Source organism: Paractinoplanes tereljensis (assembly GCF_016862435.1).
Lineage (GTDB): Bacteria > Actinomycetota > Actinomycetes > Mycobacteriales > Micromonosporaceae > Actinoplanes > Actinoplanes tereljensis.
On record NZ_BOMY01000033.1, the window covers coordinates 82,859 to 98,364 of the forward strand.

Annotated in this window: 16 protein-coding genes and 1 pseudogene; 5 read left to right on the top strand and 12 right to left on the bottom strand. The window is 70.8% G+C overall.

Features of this window, described 5'->3' with window-relative positions:
- Window positions 1-168: 168 nt before the first annotated feature.
- Genes Ate02nite_RS23175 through Ate02nite_RS23185 form a run of 3 tightly spaced genes read right to left on the bottom strand, consistent with a single transcriptional unit; the run spans window position 169 to window position 1,571 of the window.
- Window positions 169-651 (bottom strand): hypothetical protein, encoded by a 483-nt coding sequence (locus Ate02nite_RS23175; protein WP_203808959.1) that lies wholly within the window; start codon window positions 649-651, stop codon window positions 169-171.
- Between the two features lie 3 nt (window positions 652-654).
- Window positions 655-1,092 carry a DUF7144 family membrane protein gene (locus Ate02nite_RS23180; RefSeq protein WP_203808961.1) on the bottom strand — a complete coding sequence of 146 codons (438 nt, stop codon included), beginning with the start codon at window positions 1,090-1,092 and terminating at the stop codon, window positions 655-657.
- On the bottom strand, window positions 1,092-1,571 hold the full coding sequence (locus tag Ate02nite_RS23185; RefSeq protein ID WP_203808963.1) for a DUF6069 family protein: 480 nt from the start codon (window positions 1,569-1,571) through the stop codon (window positions 1,092-1,094). Before Ate02nite_RS23185 ends, Ate02nite_RS23180 begins: the two co-directional genes overlap by 1 nt.
- Window positions 1,572-1,658: 87 nt before the next feature.
- Here Ate02nite_RS23185 and Ate02nite_RS50010 point away from each other — a divergent pair, with 87 nt between their 5' ends.
- Window positions 1,659-2,072 carry a DUF7144 family membrane protein gene (locus Ate02nite_RS50010; RefSeq protein ID WP_438871241.1) on the top strand — a complete coding sequence of 138 codons (414 nt, stop codon included), beginning with the start codon at window positions 1,659-1,661 and terminating at the stop codon, window positions 2,070-2,072.
- A gap of 57 nt (window positions 2,073-2,129) precedes the next feature.
- Here Ate02nite_RS50010 and Ate02nite_RS23190 read toward each other — a convergent pair.
- The 4 genes and pseudogenes from Ate02nite_RS23190 to Ate02nite_RS23205 all read right to left on the bottom strand — a co-directional run.
- Window positions 2,130-2,849: pseudogene (locus Ate02nite_RS23190) on the bottom strand (YhjD/YihY/BrkB family envelope integrity protein); the annotation flags it as partial.
- Window positions 2,850-2,855: 6 nt separating this feature from the next.
- Window positions 2,856-5,534 carry a winged helix-turn-helix domain-containing protein gene (locus Ate02nite_RS23195; RefSeq protein WP_239147619.1) on the bottom strand — a complete coding sequence of 893 codons (2,679 nt, stop codon included), beginning with the start codon at window positions 5,532-5,534 and terminating at the stop codon, window positions 2,856-2,858.
- A 161-nt stretch (window positions 5,535-5,695) separates the two neighbouring features.
- Window positions 5,696-6,178: a hypothetical protein gene (locus Ate02nite_RS23200; RefSeq protein WP_203808968.1), complete on the bottom strand. Its 483-nt coding sequence runs from the start codon at window positions 6,176-6,178 to the stop codon at window positions 5,696-5,698.
- Window positions 6,175-6,720 (bottom strand): hypothetical protein, encoded by a 546-nt coding sequence (locus Ate02nite_RS23205; RefSeq protein WP_203808970.1) that lies wholly within the window; start codon window positions 6,718-6,720, stop codon window positions 6,175-6,177. Before Ate02nite_RS23205 ends, Ate02nite_RS23200 begins: the two co-directional genes overlap by 4 nt.
- Window positions 6,721-6,867: 147 nt before the next feature.
- Here Ate02nite_RS23205 and Ate02nite_RS23210 point away from each other — a divergent pair, with 147 nt between their 5' ends.
- On the top strand, window positions 6,868-7,410 hold the full coding sequence (locus Ate02nite_RS23210) for an Rv1733c family protein (protein ID WP_203808972.1): 543 nt from the start codon (window positions 6,868-6,870) through the stop codon (window positions 7,408-7,410).
- Window positions 7,411-7,458: 48 nt separating this feature from the next.
- On the opposite strand, the gene Ate02nite_RS23215 is transcribed toward Ate02nite_RS23210, so the two are convergent.
- Both Ate02nite_RS23215 and gadC read right to left on the bottom strand, forming a co-directional pair.
- Window positions 7,459-7,881 carry a hypothetical protein gene (locus Ate02nite_RS23215; protein WP_203808974.1) on the bottom strand — a complete coding sequence of 141 codons (423 nt, stop codon included), beginning with the start codon at window positions 7,879-7,881 and terminating at the stop codon, window positions 7,459-7,461.
- Window positions 7,878-9,332 carry a glutamate/gamma-aminobutyrate antiporter GadC gene (gene gadC, locus Ate02nite_RS23220; RefSeq protein ID WP_239147620.1) on the bottom strand — a complete coding sequence of 485 codons (1,455 nt, stop codon included), beginning with the start codon at window positions 9,330-9,332 and terminating at the stop codon, window positions 7,878-7,880. The genes Ate02nite_RS23215 and gadC overlap by 4 nt, the downstream gene beginning before the upstream one ends.
- Window positions 9,333-9,533: 201 nt before the next feature.
- Between gadC and glnII the strand changes: the two genes are divergently transcribed.
- Window positions 9,534-10,547: a glutamine synthetase gene (gene glnII, locus Ate02nite_RS23225; protein WP_203808976.1), complete on the top strand. Its 1,014-nt coding sequence runs from the start codon at window positions 9,534-9,536 to the stop codon at window positions 10,545-10,547.
- Window positions 10,548-10,551: 4 nt separating this feature from the next.
- Here glnII and Ate02nite_RS23230 read toward each other — a convergent pair whose 3' ends face one another.
- Window positions 10,552-10,752, bottom strand: a complete 201-nt coding sequence (locus Ate02nite_RS23230) for a hypothetical protein (RefSeq protein ID WP_203808978.1) — start codon at window positions 10,750-10,752, stop codon at window positions 10,552-10,554.
- A gap of 244 nt (window positions 10,753-10,996) precedes the next feature.
- Between Ate02nite_RS23230 and Ate02nite_RS23235 the strand changes: the two genes are divergently transcribed.
- Window positions 10,997-11,776, top strand: a complete 780-nt coding sequence (locus Ate02nite_RS23235) for an N-formylglutamate amidohydrolase (protein WP_203808980.1) — start codon at window positions 10,997-10,999, stop codon at window positions 11,774-11,776.
- A 916-nt stretch (window positions 11,777-12,692) separates the two neighbouring features.
- Here Ate02nite_RS23235 and Ate02nite_RS23240 read toward each other — a convergent pair.
- Complete coding sequence (locus tag Ate02nite_RS23240) at window positions 12,693-13,160, bottom strand: molybdenum cofactor biosysynthesis protein (RefSeq protein WP_203808982.1); 468 nt, start codon at window positions 13,158-13,160, stop codon at window positions 12,693-12,695.
- 225 nt (window positions 13,161-13,385) lie between these two features.
- On the opposite strand from Ate02nite_RS23240, the gene Ate02nite_RS23245 reads away from it, so the two are divergent.
- Window positions 13,386-14,174 (top strand): phosphatase PAP2 family protein, encoded by a 789-nt coding sequence (locus Ate02nite_RS23245; protein WP_203808984.1) that lies wholly within the window; start codon window positions 13,386-13,388, stop codon window positions 14,172-14,174.
- On the opposite strand, the gene Ate02nite_RS23250 is transcribed toward Ate02nite_RS23245, so the two are convergent.
- Entirely contained in the window at window positions 14,171-15,481 is a 1,311-nt protein-coding gene (locus Ate02nite_RS23250; RefSeq protein WP_203808987.1) for a neutral zinc metallopeptidase, read from the bottom strand. The genes Ate02nite_RS23245 and Ate02nite_RS23250 overlap by 4 nt on opposite strands.
- Window positions 15,482-15,506 lie beyond the last annotated feature (25 nt).

Sequence of the window (15,506 nt, forward strand, 5' to 3'; positions counted from 1 at the left end):
CGGGTCGCACGTCCCGGCCGTACCCCGTCGGCACCGTCAGCGGCGGCGCCGGGAGACCCGGCGAGCCGTTCTGCGCCCGGTGCGCCGGGCAACCCGGCGGGATCCGAACATGTCCGCACCTCCTTGACCTCGGCCGATGTTGGCCCGGCGGGGCGGTGCGGCACCTCATCAGTGGAGGAGGATTTTCAGCACGATCATGGCGATGCCGAACGTGCCGGCGACCAGGGTGGACACCGCCCGCTCGGCCGGCCGCAGCCGCGCACCCATCCGCCAGCCGGCCAGGCAGAGCAGCACGGTGCTGCAGACCAGCCCGGCCAGCACGGCACCGGCCAGGCTGGCGCCGGCACCCCGGGCCAGCAGCAGGACGACGAGCGGCAGCACCGAGGCGCTCATGATCTCCCAGCCGCTGGTGAGCTGCCGGCGGACCGTACGCCAGCGTGGCCGGTGTCCCTCGTGGATCCGCTCGGCGACGATCCGCGCGTACCGCTCGGCCACCCAGTAGATGGCCAGCGTGATCAGCACGATCACGTCCAGCGCGGCGGCGGTCCGGGCGTGCGCCGTGACCAGCACCGACGAGGTCACGATGAGCCCGTAGATGCCGGCCGCGGTGCCCTCGGCGGTGTCGTGGGTCAGCCGGATCCGCACGGACATCGGTCACTCCTGGCGATGACGCAGCAGTTTGCCCTCGGCGCCGTGCACGGCGATGGCGTAGATGGCGATCAGGTCGAGCGTGATCGCCAGGACCGACCAGATCGGGTACGCGGCCAGGAAGGTGAGGTTGATGAAGGCGTGCAGGCCGGTGACGACCAGGGCGACCAGCCGGGCCCAGGTGTGGCCGAACATCAGGGCGTACCCGCCGCCGATCAGCATGGCGCCGAACCCGACCAGGATCCAGCCCCAGTAGCTGTAGTCCACCGGCAGCGGCAACCCCGACGCTGTGACCAGGTAGAAGTCGTCGTCGAACAGCGCCACCAGACCCTGGATCAGGCTCAGCAGCCCACTGATGATCATCACGAGGCCGACGAAGAGGATCCATCCGACCCAGCGGGTGAGGCCGGTGGTTTCGCCGGGCCGCGCGGCGTGCTGGGCCATCACCGGTACGGCGCCGGGGCCGGGATGGCCGGGCGCAGGGCGCTCTTCGCGACGCCGGCGACCAGGGTGCCGATGGCCACGCCGAGCACCAGGTTGAGCCCGGCGGTGTAGAACCGCGAGCCGCGGTCGCCGTCGGTGACGAACGGCGCGAGCATGGCCACCGCGGTGGCCAGCGCGATCACCCAGCCGAAGAAGCGCATCGGCCGGGGAGTGGTGAGGATGAGCAGCTGGACGAGCCCGGTGGCGAGCAGGGCGGCGGCGCCGGCGCCCAGCGCGTACCAGCCGGTGGAGGCGTCGCCCCACACGCCCTCGCCCTTGGGGGCGAGGACCTCGACGTCGAAGATGCCGCGCCCGAACAGGACACCGGCGATGGCGATCAGGCCGGCCACCACGGCGGTGGCGGCGCCGCCGGCCCAGAGCCGGCCGGCGTTCAGCACAGGACGCGGTGGATTGACCGCGGGTCGGTACGGGGAGGTCATGGGTTCGAGCATCGGCGCGCGGGTCGATCGGCTACCTCATCCGAGTGGGATGAACGCTTGCGGGCCGCGCCGGGCGAGGCTGGGACCATGGTTTCGGAGAAGAACGAGGCGAGCGCCTGGGTGGCCTGGATCCTGTTCGGTGGCGTGGTGTTGCTGCTGCTCGGCGGGGCGCACGTCACGGTCGGCACGCTCGCGCTGTGGCGCCCCGAGGCACTCGAGGGCACCCGTTCAGACCTGCTGCTGGATGTCGGCCTGTCCACGCTGGGCTGGGTCCACCTGGTGCTCGGGATCGTGCTCATGGTGGTCGCCGGTGCCCTGATCCTGGGCCGGGTCTGGGCCCGGTTCGCCGCGATCGCGCTGGCCCTCGTGGCCTTGCTGATCAACTTCGCGTTCGCCTCGGTCTACCCGGTCTGGTCGGTCGTCGCGATCGGCTTCAGCCTGGTCTCGGTGTACGCGGTGGCGGTGCACGGCGGGGAACTGACGGCCGCGTACCGCCATTGACAGCCGGGTCTCGCCGCGGATCGCCCGCCCGGCCGCGCCCGGGTCGGCCGCCAGCACCTGACCGATCACGGCCGAGGCGACCAGGCAGAACGAGATGACGTACAACCAGCCGATGTAGGTGAAGGCGAGCCCGATCGTGCCGTACCGCTGGTCGCTGGTGCGCAGCGCGATCGGCAGGTAGAGGTGCCCGGCCGGCCGCAGGAACAGCATGACCACCCCGAAGATCAGGCCACCGGGGATCAGCCGGCGGGCCGGCACCGCCCCGCCCAGCAGCATCATCGGCAGGGCCACCGCGATCGCGGTGTCCGCGGCCAGCAGCGCCACCTGCGGCAACGGGACGTGCCCGGCGAGCTTGCTCAGGATCGCGAACGCGCTGAGCATGAGCACGGTGACCACCCAGCGGATCGCCGCACCCACCCCGGAGCGCACCTTGCCCACGTCCCACACCGCCGCGTAGGTGCGCACCATGGCCCGGGCCAGCCCGGTCGCCGAGACCACCACGATCAACGCGCCGACCACCCCGAACGGGCTGATCCCCTGATCGTCGATCGCCTCGGTGAGCAGCCGCCGGGAGGAGTCCGGCAGGTCGAGCGCATCCGCCAGCTCACCGCCGTATTTGGCCCCGGCGATCGAGCCGATCATGATCAGCAGCGGGAAGATCGAGGTGAACGCCTGCGCCGCCAGCGTCATGGCCCGGTCGAAGATCTGCACCCGCAGCGCGGCGGCGAGGCACCGCAGCAGACTTCGGCCGAGCCAGGACGCGAGCAGCCAGCGCATGGCGTCTCAGATGAGGCCGAGCGCGCGGGCCCGCCGCACCGCCTCGTTGCGCCGCGCCGCGGACAGCTTCCGCAGGATGCTGCGCACGTGCGTCTTGACCGTGTTGACCGAGACATACAGGGTGGCGGCGATCTCCTCGGTCGGCAGCATCGCCGCCATTCCCTCCAGTACCTCCATCTCGCGCTTGCTGAGCTGCTCGTACACCACCATCGCTCCGCTCGCGGCCGGACCCGGCCGGGCGGCGGTCGCGATGCCCTGCAGCTGGCGGTACTGCGCGGCGAGCTCGTCGTCGTCGCGCAGCACCCGGCGCAGGTCGGCCCACACCTGCTGAACCACCCGGCGCTGGGACTCCGGCGTGGCCGCCCGCAGCGCCTGCCGCAGCGCGGCCCGGGCGTCGTCGAGCTCACCCTGCCGGGCGGCGGCCGTGGCCAGCACCAACCAGGCCTCCAGGCTCACCGGTGCGGCCACCCCTGTCGCACCGGCCAGCGGCTCCACGATCTCCCGCGCCTGAGCGGCGTCGCTGTTCGCGGCGAGCGCCGACGCGGTCACCACCGCCGCGTCGTCGGCGCCGGGATCGGCCAGGTCGGCGAGGATCTCCAGCGCCTCCTCCGGCTGGCCCATGGTGACCAGCAACCGGGCCCGGGTGAGCGTCAGCTGCCGGGTGAGCCAGGACGGCGCGGCCAGCCAGCCCGGTACCGACACCGTGTCGCCGAGTGCGGTGAGCGCGCTGCGCAGTTCGCCGCGCGCCTGCAGGCGGCGGGAGCGGATCAGGGCGAACGCCGCGTGGATCATTCCGTCCGCCGGGCGGATCCGGCGGGGGTCGGCGACCCGCAGGTGCCGGCCGGCGGTGTCGATGTCGTATCGCTCCATCGCGACCCAGGCGAGTGCCAACTCGGCCCCGACCGGCCGGCTCGCCGGGCCCAGCCCGAGCCGGTCGGCGAGCTCGGTGGCCTGGTCGGCGAGTTTCTCGGCATGCCGCAGCCGGCCCCGATGGGCCTCGATCAGGGCCAGGTGGGCGAGCGCTCCGATCCGGACGTTCTCGAAGGTTCCGTCGGCCGCGTTGGCCGTCTCGGTGAGGGTCACCGCGGCCGCGTCGACCGCCCCGATCCGGCTCTGCGCGTCGCCCTTGGCGCCGAGGACCAGCACCCGCAGCTCGCGGTGCCGGTCGGCGCGGCCGGCCGGCATCTGCGCGAGCAGGTCCTCGGCGGCGGAGGCGGTGTGCAGCACCGCGGTGGTGTCGTCCCGCAGCCGGGCCAGCACCACGCCGGTGACCAGGTGAGCGACCGCCAGTGCCGGGGTGTACCCGCTGGTCCGGCTCATCATCATCTCCTCGGCCCGGTCCAGGTGCGCCGCCGAGGTGACGGTGTCCCGGACCGACAGGGCCAGTGCGGCCGCCGCAACCGCGCCCTCGGGGCTGTCGATACCGGCCGGCAGGGCCGACAGGTGCTCGCCGATCCGGCCGGTCCGGCCCTCCAGAAGCAGCCGTCCGATCGCGAAGTCCTCGACCACTACGGCCGCGGCCATACTCCAGTCGCCGGCCGCGACCGCGTGCGCGACGGCCTCGGTCACCTGCCCGGCACTCGCGAACCAGGTGGACGCGCGCCGGTGCAACTCCGGGATGCGTTCCGGTTCCTCCCGGCTGAGCTGGGCCTGCAGCAGCTCGGCGAACAGGCGGTGACACCGGTACGCGGTGAGCCCGTCGCCGGCCGGCTGCACGAACGCGTTCTGCCGGCACAGCGCGGTGAGCAGCCAGCGGGCATCGGTGCGGCCGGTCACGGCCCCGGCCAGCTCCGGGGTGAACACGTCGAGGATGCTGGTCTCCAGCAGGAAGGTGCGCACGTGCGCGGGCTGGATGCGCAGCACCTCGTCCACGAAGTACTCGGCGATGGTGGCCTCGTTCCCGGTGATCGTGGCGACCAGGCTCTCGGCGTCCCCGCTGTCGGCCAGGGCCATGGCGAACAGCCGCAGCCCGGCGGCCCAGCCCTCGGTGTGTTGCAGCAGGGACGCGGTCGCGTCCCGGCTCAGCGGCAGCCGGTGCAGGGCCAGGAACTCGGCGGCCTCGTCGGCGGTGAAGGCGAGATCCTCACTGCGGATCTCCTCGAGACGACCGGCCAGCCGGTAGCGATGCAGCGGCAGCGGCGGGTCCCACCGGCCGATCAGCACCAGGCGCAGCATCCGGCCGGTATGTCGCAGCACGAACTCCAGGTCGGTGGCCCACTCGTGCCCGGCCAGGTTGGACACCCCGTCGAGCACCAGCACCACCGGCGTGGGCTGGTCGGCGAGCGCGGTGGCCAGGCGGACCAGGAAGGACCGCTCGGCGGAGACGCCGGGCGGTGCCGACAGCGACGAAGCGATGGGCACCCCGGCGCGGCGTAGCGCCTCCAGGATGTACGCCCACGGCGAGTCCTCCGCCTCGAGAGTGATCCAGGCGATCGGGTAGCCGGGGGAACCCTGGGCGGCCCAGGCGGAGACAAGCTGAGTCTTGCCCGCTCCGGCCGGGCCGACCACCAGGGTGACCGGCTCGCGGACACCGCGGGCCAGTCGTTCGGTCAGGCGGGGCCGGGCGACCAGGAAACTGGGCGGCTCCGGCATGGCGAATTTCGACTGCAGCAACGGATCGCCGCCGGTAGCAAGGGCTCTGACCGGGGCGGAGATCTGTGCCGGGACGACGAGCTCAGCTGTCACAATGCTCCCTCCGCAGGCACGGGCGTGGAACGACTGGATCATCGTGGTCCGCCGGAACAGCGTTTCGCATCGTCCGAAACGGATTAAGCGCTGAGTCACCCTCTCATTACGCGAAGCCAAGTTTCCAGTCTGCGTTGACAATTTTCGATTCTTGTGGGCGGTCAGAGCGAATCGCGGTGCAGCACTCGGGCGGTGATCCGGTCGACCGCGGCATCGCCGGCCGAGGCTCCGCTGCGGATCCGGCCGATCAATTCGTCGACCATGGTGTCCCGCTGGCCGCGGACGAGTGCCTGGATCCGGTCCGGCTCCTGTTCCAGCATCGCCAGGACGTCGTCGAGGATGCCCTGGACCAGTGGCCGCAGTACCCGTTCCAGCTGGGCGTCGACCATCCGATCCACGATGGCCGAGGTGGCCAGCGCGGTCACCGCGGTGTCCAGGGCCCGGGCCGCCCGCTGCCGCGCCCGGGCCTGCTCGGCGGCGCCCCGGCCGGCGAGGTCGGCGAGGCGCTGCCGGGTGGACGCGGTGGTGGTGACCACGATGTGCACGGCGCTGAACTGCACCGCGGCCAGGGTCAGCTCGGTGGCCTCGCCGGCCTGCACCGCGGCACCCACCAGGACGTCGCGCAGCCGGGTCAGCTGATTCACGGCGCAGCCGAGGAGGCGCGCTCGAACTCGTCGAGCTCGGCCGCCTCCTCCGCCGAGACCAGGCCGATGCCGACCAGGTCGAGTGGGCTGATGAAGCCGTCGGTGAGCCGGTAGCCGCCGGCCCGGGCGATGGCGTCGCGCAGCGGCACCGCCCAGTGGTGCTCGATGAGCAGCAGGGCCGCGGCGCTGTCGTCGGGAATCTCGCTCAGCACGTCCCAGGCCTGGCCGTCGTCGAAGAGCCGGATGCCGTCGGCGGCGGCCACCGAGCCCAGCGCGGCACCCAGCTGCGCACCGTCCTCGCCGTCGATGCCGAGGCCGATCAGCGCGCCGACCTTGCTGCCCAGCTCCACCGCCTCCTCGGTGGTCAAATTGCTGAGGTGCTCGACCTCGACCTCGCCGTCCGGGTCCTTGTAGACGGCGAGCGCGTCGATCACCCGGACCGCGTCGCTCGCGCGCAGCCGCTCCAGTTCGGCGATGACCTCGCCGTGGAAGTCCGGGTGGGTGAAGCCCAGCACGATGAGCTGGACGGGTCCGATGGACATGCGAATCCACTCCCTCCGGGCCCGGCGGGCCACCGGTGAACCGTCCCGCCGGAGGGGATTTGATCACCTCATCCGGCCGGGGTGACCGGCGAACTTCACTCCGCCGTGATGACGTCACCGGTCGCCCGGCCGATGACTCTCGATGGCATGCGACGTTTGGCTGCACGCCTGTGCTGGGGCCGGAATCCGTTGCGCCGCCGCGAGGATCGGCTCGAGGGGTGGCTCAACGCGGTGCTGCTTCTCGCGTTCCTCCTGATCGGCTCCACCCTGGCCGCCCACCTCTCCCGGTCTACCTACCGGGAACAGACGCGGGTGGTCGCGTGGGAGCGGCAGCACCGCTTCGAGGTGTGGGCGATGCTGCTCGAGACGCCGACTCCGGCGGCGAAGGCCCGATGGAAGGCCCCGGACGGCACGCCGCGGGTGGGCCGGGTGATCGCCGACCCGGCGACGTCCGTGGCGGGCACCTGGGTGACCGTCTGGGTCGACGAGAACGGCGCGCCGGCCAGTCCACCGCTGCGCCGCAGCCCGGTGACCTCGGCGGCGGGGGTGGCGATCGCCGCGATCATCCTGGTCGCGGTGGGGATCCTGCTCGTCTGGCTACCCTGCCGCCTCCTGCTGAACCGTTTCCGTCTGCGGGCGTGGCAGGCGGAGTGGCTCCGGGTCGGTCCGCGCTGGTCCCGATACCGATGAGCCCGGCGGGTCGGGAACGACCCACCGGGCTCGGCACTGCCAGGCTGATCAGGCCACGTCGGCCAGCTTCAGGCCGTCGACGACCTGCTGGAACTCGGCCAGCTTCTCCGGGCAGTACACCTTGATGATCAGCAGCTGGCCGTGTACCACCTTGTTGTCGGCGATGACCGGCCGCTGGCCCGGCCCGGTCGCCCCGTTGGTCAGCTGTCCGTAGAGGATGCCCTTGGCGAGGGCGTTGCCGGGGTCGTGACAGACCGCGCCGCCGTCATCGCCGAGCACCGAGACGATCTGGCTGGTGGTCGGTACCCGTACCCCGGCCGAGGCCAGCTCGGCCGAGAGCTCCGCCGCCTTCCTCCGGGCCTCGTCGTTCTCCTTGTTGGTGTGGTAAATGGCCACCCCGACGCCGACCAGCAGCAGGAAGATCAGGCCCAGCACCACGTAGGTGACGCGTCGTTCGCTCGCCGCGGTCATGACACCGCCACCTCCTCGGCCGGGGCCTCGGTCCGCCAGGACGGCTTGCGGAAGCGATAGAAGAGGTACGGCACGAGCAGGCCGAGCCCGAGCGCGCCGCCCGCGACGATCGCCACGTACGTCCCGACACTGCCGGAGCCGAACTGCGACGGCGGGACGAAGCCGATCAGCAGGGCGGCGAGGGAGGCGGCGAAGCCGACCCCACACAGCCCGACGAGCATCGGCGCCCGGTAGCCACGCGGGTGGTCCGGCTGGGTGCGGCGCAGCCGCACGGCCGCCACGAACATCAGCAGGTACACGATCAGATACACCTGCGTGGTGATCACCGAGAAGATCCAGTACACGCTGGACACGTCCGGGATGAACGCGTAGCCCAGCGCGATCACGGTCGTCACCAGACCCTGGGTGACCAGGATGTTCTGCTGCACGCCGTGCTTGTTCAGCCGCTGCAGGAACGGCGGCAGGTAGCCCTCCTGGCGGGCGATCAGCAGCAGGCCCTTGGACGGGCCGGCCAGCCAGGTGAGCATGCCGCCCAGCGACGCCGCAACCAGCATGATGCCGACGATCGGCGTCAGCCAGGTGGACCCGAACTGGGCGAACATGGCGTCGAACGCCTGCATCACGCCCGCGGTCAGCGACAGCTGATCGGCCGGGACCACCCAGCTGATCGCCAGCGCCGGCAGGATGAAGATCAACAACACCAGGCCCATGGACAGGAACATCGCCTTCGGGAACTCCTTGCCGGGTTCCTTCAGCGACCCCACGTGTACGGCGTTCATCTCCATGCCGGAGTACGACAGGAAGTTGTTGACGATCAGCACCAGGCTGGACAGCCCGGCCCAGGCCGGTAGCAGGTTGCTCGCCGTCATCGGGGCCGCCGACTCGTTGCCCTGACCGAGGAAGACCGCGCCCAGCGTCACCAGCACGACGCCGGGGATCAGCGTCCCGATGATCAGGCCGCCGCTGGCCAGCCCGGCCACCGACCCGGTTCCGCGGGACGACACCCAGACCCCGGTCCAGTAGCAGACCATGATCACCAGAGCGGTCCAGAGCCCGCTGGTGGCCAGGTCCGGGTTGATGACGTAGGCCAGGGTGCTGGCCACGAAGCCGAGCAGGCTCGGGTAATAGAAGATCGTCATCGCGAACTGGCACCAGACCGCGAGGAAGCCCATCGGCTTCGACAGTCCCTGGCTGACCCAGTTGTAGACGCCACCGGTCCAGCCGGACGCCAGCTCGGCCGAGACCAGCGAGGTCGGCAGCAGGAAGACGATAGCCGGCACGATGTACAGGAAGATGCAGGCCAAGCCGTAGACGGCCATGGTCGGTGCGGCGCGCAGGCTCGCCACCGAACTGGTGGTCATCAGCGCCAGCGCGATCCAGGAGATGTAGTGGATCGGTCGTGGCCGGGCCCCGGCCGGTGACCGTTGTGCGGGCACATCCTTCGTGCTCACGCTGGACTCCCTCCCTCAGCGGGTTATGCCGGGAATCATCAGCGCCGATCTCCCGGGGCGGCCTCATCCCTGACGGGTGTTTCGGGGCGGTTAAAAGGGCGTGCACGGTTTCCGCCCTTGATCGGCGAGTCGCTAACCTAGGCGCCGCCGTGCCAGCGCCGTCCGGCAACTTCCGCACACCGCGATCAGGAGGTCGGACGCATGCCGTTCAAGGCCGAATACATCTGGGTCGATGGCACCCAGCCCACCGCCAAGCTGCGCTCCAAGACCAAGGTCGTGGAGGACGGTGCCGAGCTGCCGATCTGGGGCTTCGACGGGTCCAGCACCAACCAGGCGCCCGGCGACAAGTCGGACTGTGTGCTCAAGCCGGTCTTCACCTGTCCGGACCCGATCCGCGGCGGCAAGAACGTCCTGGTCATGTGCGAGGTCCTGCTGATCGACGGCACCCCGCACCCGACCAACACCCGGGCCGCCTGCGCCGCCGTCGCGGAGAAGTTCGCCGACCAGGAACCGATCTTCGGCATCGAGCAGGAGTACACGTTCTTCAAGGACGGCCGCCCGCTCGGCTTCCCGATCGGCGGCGGCTTCCCGGCCCCGCAGGGTGGCTACTACTGCGGCGTCGGCTCGGACGAGGTCTTCGGCCGCGCCATCGTCGAGGCGCACATGGACCTGTGCCTCGAGGCCGGCCTGCACCTGTCCGGCATCAACGCCGAGGTCATGCCCGGCCAGTGGGAGTTCCAGGTCGGCCCGGTCGCCGCCCCGCAGGTGGCCGACGAGCTGTGGATCGCCCGGTGGCTGCTCTACCGCATCGCCGAGGACTACAACGTGTCCGCCACCCTCGACCCGAAGCCGGTCAAGGGCGACTGGAACGGTGCCGGCGCGCACACCAACTTCTCCACCAACGCGATGCGCAAGAGCTACGACGCGATCATCACCGCCGCCGAGTCGCTGGGCGGCGAGGGCAAGGTCGAGGAGCACGTCGCCGGTTACGGCGCCGACATCGAGCACCGGCTCACCGGCATGCACGAGACCGCGCCGTGGAGCAAGTACAGCTACGGCGTCTCCGACCGGGGCGCCTCGGTGCGCATCCCGTGGCAGGTGGAGAAGGACGGCCGCGGTTACCTCGAGGACCGCCGGCCGAACGCCAACTGCGACCCGTACGTGGTCACCCGCCTGATCGTGAACACCTGCTGCTCGGCGCTGGCCGCCGTTTAAGGCCTCAGTGCCTGAACCCGCCCACCAGGGCACTCATGTCGCCGGCGAGCTGACGTAGCTCGCCGGCGGCGTGCTGGGTGGTCTGCGCCGCCTGCGCGGTCGAGGCCGCGACCACCGACACCGCCCGGGCCACGTCGCCGCTGTGCCCGGCCGCCTCGGAGACCGTCCGGCTCATCTCGCCGGTGGTCGCCGTCTGCTCCTCCACCGTCGACGCGATCGTGGTGGTGAACTCCCGGCAATGACGACCAGGCCGATGCCGACCCCCGCGAGCAGCGCCGCGAGCTTCCGGGTCAGCGTCCATCGCAGCGTCGGCGCAGCGGCGCTCACTGTCATGATCGTGTCCTCTTCATGCCTTGCTGTCGGCTTCCCGCTGTCGCCGTCAGCCCCCGCGCTTCGACCTCTTCGGCAGCCGGTCGGATCCGCTGAGCGGTCAGACGTACCCTCCTCGAATGGTTTTCGACCTCCAGCCCGGGGATCCGTTGTCGCCGGTGATCCTGCATGTTCCGCACGCTTCCCGGGCGCTCACCGGGGTTGCGCGTGACAGCCTGCTGATAACCGACAGTGAGCTGACGTCGGAGTTGGATCACCTCACTGACGCGCACACCGATGTGCTTGCTTCGCGGGCGGCTTCGGCTGTTGCGGTGCGGCCGTGGATCTTTGCCAATCGGTGGTCGCGGTTGGTGGTTGATCCCGAGCGGTTCCTCGGGCCGGCCGAGGAAATGCTGGCGGTGGGCATGGGGGCCGTTTATACGCACGGCTTTGCGGGGCGAAAGCTGCGCGACGATGATCCGGTACGGGCGGAAGCCGCGCTCCAGGCGCACTATCACCCTTACGCGAGGGGCCTGGCCGACCTGGTGGCCGAGCGGATCGCGACGACCGGCCGCGCCGTGATCCTTGACGTGCACTCCTACCCGACGAGGGCGCTGCCATACGAGTTGCACGGCGACGACCCTCGCCCACCGGTTTGCCTCGGCACCGACGACTTCCACACGCCGCCCGCGCTGATCGCCGCCGCCGTATCGGCGTTCGGCGAGTTCGCCTGCAACACCCCGTTCGCGGGTTGCTACGTCCCGAGCGACCGCTGGCAAGTGGACGACCGGGTTTGGTCGCTGATGATCGAGATCCGCCGGGACTGGTATATGGCTGAGCCGGGCGGGGCATTTCACGCTGGGCTGGACGTTCTCGCTGGTGGGCTGGCCGGGCTGATCGCGGTCGCTTCTTCCTGGTGAGGGTCCTGTTACCCCCTCCGGTGCTCGCGGTTAGAGCTTGCGGGGCGCTGCCCCGGACCCCGGCCGGGCGCTCGGAGATCTGCCTGCCGGTTTGCTCGGCCTTTGGGGATGGGTGGGGTTACTGCGGGGCTTGGGTGATCTCCTCGCGGCGGCACTTCAAGCGATCACACCGGCGGCCGGCGCGCAAGCACACCCCACTTGCACACCGACCACCGGCGCGATTGGGCCCGATGTGCCGCCGCGAGGAGATCACCCAAGCCAAAACCAGGGGTGGGCTGGGCTTCGCGTCCGGGTACTGCTCGCGAGGCCTTCGCTTTCGCCTCTCGGCTGTCGCCCCCCGCCCGCCCTCGCGCCCACGCCTGCCCTCACGCCCACGCCTGCCCTCACGCTCGCGCCTGCCCTCGCGCTCGCGCCTGCCCTCGCGCTCGCGCCTGCCCTCGCGCCCGCGCCTGCCCTCGCGCTCGCGCCTGCCCTCGCGCTCGCGCCTGCCCTCGCGCCCGCGCCCGGCCTCGCGCTCGCGCCTGCCCTCGCGCCCGCGCCCGGCATCGCGCCCGCGCCTGCCCTCGCGCTCGCACCGGCCTCGCCCTCGCGCTCGCGCCTGCCCTCGCGCCGCGCCCGCCCCCGTGCCCGGCCTGGCCTCGCGCCTGGCCTCGCGCCTGCGCCCGACTCGCGCCCGCCTCGCCCTCGCGAAGATCAACAGAGCGCACGCCGCCTGGTCGGGTGCGGCTGGGGTCGATCTTGGGGAGTTGGCGTTCGCTGGGAGCAGGAACACCTCAACCTTGAGGGGGCGTCGGAACGCGAATCGGAAATAGCGGGTCTTTCCGGGCGCCAATTCCTGCGGAATGGACCTTGTCGTCCATTCTCTGGACTTCGGTCCATTATTTGGAATGTGCGGGCCTGCGCTTTGGGAAAGCGCTCAGCTAATTGCGGTTAGTGGGCCTACTCGCAGGATGCCGTCGTCCAAGGGGGTGCAGCGGATGCCGCCTTTGCCGCGCAAGGCCTTCCATGCGCCGGGGCCGATCGTCACGTCCATCCACGCGCAGGGGTTTGCTCGGCGTTTTACCTGTAGGCGGATGGGGCCGTCGCCTGAGTCCAAGGTCAGGATCTGGCCTACCAGGTCGTCTACCGGGAGGCCGGCCACCAGGATGTTGCGGCGCACCTCGGTCAGGCCGATGCCTGGTGGCAGGGACTCCTGGCTTATCAGCGTGATGCTGGCGTCTCGGTGGGCCGGTTTGGCGAAGTAGCGGTCGCCGACTATGCCGAGGCCTGCCCGGATCTTTACCGACTCGACCAACTCGCCGAGAGGCGCGGGGGCGGGGCCGTCGGATGGGCGGCCTTCCAGGCGGTGGATCGGTGAGGCCAGCAACTCGACTATCTCCGGCACCGGGCGATCCTAGCCTCCGCTCGCCGGGGCGCTATGACCGCTTCGGACGATAGACGTGGTTCGTCCGGGTGCTGGTTAACGACGTGCGGATCGCAGGTGAAGGGGGTCATACCGGGGGGTGGCGCGCGTCTGCGAAGATCGCAGGCCGGTCACCGACTCGGATCTTCGCGGGGCGGTGGGCTAGGGGTTACCAGGACGCCTGCCGTGGCCGTGGGGGAGATGCGGATGAGCCTGCTGCAGGAGAACGCTCCGGCCAGCGAGAAAACCCGGAAGGCGGCCAGACGCGGGGCGGAAGCCAAGCGGGCGGCTCGGGAGATTCTGCTGGTGGCGGTGCTTTTCTTCGCTTACAAGCTCGGGCGTCTCGCGGCCAACGGGCACGTTGGTGAGGCGCTCGGCAACGCCCAGCATGTGTGGCACCTGGAACGGTTGCTGTACCTGCCCAGCGAATTCTCCCTGCAGCAACTGTTTCTCGGCCAGGAATGGCTGATCAAGGTGGCGAACTGCTATTACGCGTACGTGCATTTTCCGGCGACCGCGGCCTGCCTGATCTTTCTCTACATCTGGCGCCGGGACCGGTATGTGTCCACCCGCCGGTTGCTCGCCTGGCTTACCGCAGCTGCCCTGGTCGTGCACCTGCTGATGCCGCTGGCGCCGCCGCGGATGCTCACCGCTATCGGCATGGTCGACACCGGGCGGGTGTTCGGGCCGGCCGTCTACGGGTCGCCGTCCACCGACACGCTGACCAACCAGTACGCGGCCATGCCGTCGCTGCACGTCGCCTGGGCCCTCGCCATCGCGATCGCGCTGATGGGCATCACCCGCAGCAAATGGCGGTGGCTGTGGCTGGCGCACCCGGCGATCACGCTGTTCGTCGTCGTGGTCACCGGCAACCACTACTGGCTCGACGCGATCGTCGCGACCGTGCTGCTCGGGCTGGTCGCGGCCGCGCTGAACGGCCGCGCCAACGCGGCCGTCCCGGCCGTCATCCCGAAACCCCGCACGGGCGAAATCTAGACGCAGACGCCCAGGCCTTCGAGGGCGCCCTTGCGGTACGCGGCGATGCGGTCGAAGGCCGACGGGCCCTTGTTGTCCTCGGCCCGGCCGAAGGCGATCAGGGCCGACACCGCCTCGTCGAGGTCGCCGGGGGAGAGGCGGATGCCCTGGTTGTCCTGGTTGTCGCGGGTGAGCAGGTCGTTGGTCCACGAGCCGGCCAGGCAGTCGACGGCCAGCTGGCCGGCCTTGTCGCTGGTGGAGGCGCCGCGGCGGTCCTGGGCGGCGCGGGCGAACAGGTCGCCCAGCAGCATGCCGACGGCGAAGTCGCCGATCCGCTGGTAGAGCTTCGGCCCCAGGTCGGAGTTGTCGAACGCCACGAAGTCGCCGGCCGGACAGTAGAACGCGGCGCCCTCGGCCGACTCGTCGGGCTTCTCGCAGTCCGGTGGGGCGCCGTTCTCGAACGCCTCGACCTGCAACTGCTGCCAGTTGCCGCCGCCGGGCAGGGTCGGGAAGGTGCGGGCCCAGTAGTCCTGGGCGTCCTTGGCGAGCAGGGTGATCGCGTCGTCGTAGGGCAGGTCGCCGCCGGTGGCCGCCTCCTCGCGGGTGCTGAACGGCACCTCGGTGACCTGCAGGTTGCCCTCGCGGTAACCGGCGCACTTGCCGGCGCCCTGCTCGACGCCCTCCTGCAGGGCGCGGACCCGGTCGAACGCGTTGCCGTGCGCGCCCTCGGCCAGGGCGGGGGTGCCGGGCTGGTCGCGCAGCATCAGGATGCCGGCCACCGTGTTGTCGACCTGGCCGGCGGTCGGCTTCTTGAACGCGGTCGAGCGGCCGGCCTGCACATCCGCCAGCCACGCGCCGGCGAAGCAGTCGGCCTGCTGTTCGAGCACCACCGTCGGCTGGTCGGTGCCGCCCAGCCGGGCCTGGACGGCATGCCCGTACTCGTGGGCCATCACCACCCCGACCAGCAACGGCCCGAAATTGTCCTGCAATTGCGGGATGAGCTGCTGGGCGTCCCAGGCGATGAAATCGCCGTCGGGGCAGTAGAACGCGTTGGGCTGGTACTCGAACGGCTGACCGCCGCAGTCGGGCGGGGGAGTCCGCTCGGTGTACGGGTGGAAGCCGCCCTTGATCGTCTGGAACGCCTGCCCGCCGGCGACCTTGGGGTAGGTGGCCTTCCAGAACCGTTCGACGTCCTGCAGCGACTTCGTCACCACATCGGACGAAACGGTCGCGTCGTTCTGCGGTGTCCTGTCGTCGTTATTGGGCGCCAGCCCACACCCGGCGACCACTACCGCCGCCACCACCAGTCCGATCCGCAGTGTGCGCATGCCTCACAAGTACCCAATCGCCGCA

What these genes read in the sequence shown, in the direction of transcription:
- Ate02nite_RS50010 (WP_438871241.1), top strand. Translation starts at nt 1,659, where the DNA reads ATGGTTTCGGAGAAGAACGAGGCGAGCGCCTGGGTGGCCTGGATCCTG.
- Ate02nite_RS23235 (WP_203808980.1), top strand. Translation starts at nt 10,997, where the DNA reads ATGGTTTTCGACCTCCAGCCCGGGGATCCGTTGTCGCCGGTGATCCTG.
- Ate02nite_RS23205 (WP_203808970.1), bottom strand. Translation starts at nt 6,720, where the DNA reads ATGTCCATCGGACCCGTCCAGCTCATCGTGCTGGGCTTCACCCACCCG.
- Ate02nite_RS23180 (WP_203808961.1), bottom strand. Translation starts at nt 1,092, where the DNA reads ATGGCCCAGCACGCCGCGCGGCCCGGCGAAACCACCGGCCTCACCCGC.
- glnII (WP_203808976.1), top strand. Translation starts at nt 9,534, where the DNA reads ATGCCGTTCAAGGCCGAATACATCTGGGTCGATGGCACCCAGCCCACC.
- Ate02nite_RS23215 (WP_203808974.1), bottom strand. Translation starts at nt 7,881, where the DNA reads ATGACCGCGGCGAGCGAACGACGCGTCACCTACGTGGTGCTGGGCCTG.
- Ate02nite_RS23210 (WP_203808972.1), top strand. Translation starts at nt 6,868, where the DNA reads ATGCGACGTTTGGCTGCACGCCTGTGCTGGGGCCGGAATCCGTTGCGC.
- Ate02nite_RS23175 (WP_203808959.1), bottom strand. Translation starts at nt 651, where the DNA reads ATGTCCGTGCGGATCCGGCTGACCCACGACACCGCCGAGGGCACCGCG.
- Ate02nite_RS23185 (WP_203808963.1), bottom strand. Translation starts at nt 1,571, where the DNA reads ATGACCTCCCCGTACCGACCCGCGGTCAATCCACCGCGTCCTGTGCTG.
- Ate02nite_RS23250 (WP_203808987.1), bottom strand. Translation starts at nt 15,481, where the DNA reads ATGCGCACACTGCGGATCGGACTGGTGGTGGCGGCGGTAGTGGTCGCC.
- Ate02nite_RS23245 (WP_203808984.1), top strand. Translation starts at nt 13,386, where the DNA reads ATGAGCCTGCTGCAGGAGAACGCTCCGGCCAGCGAGAAAACCCGGAAG.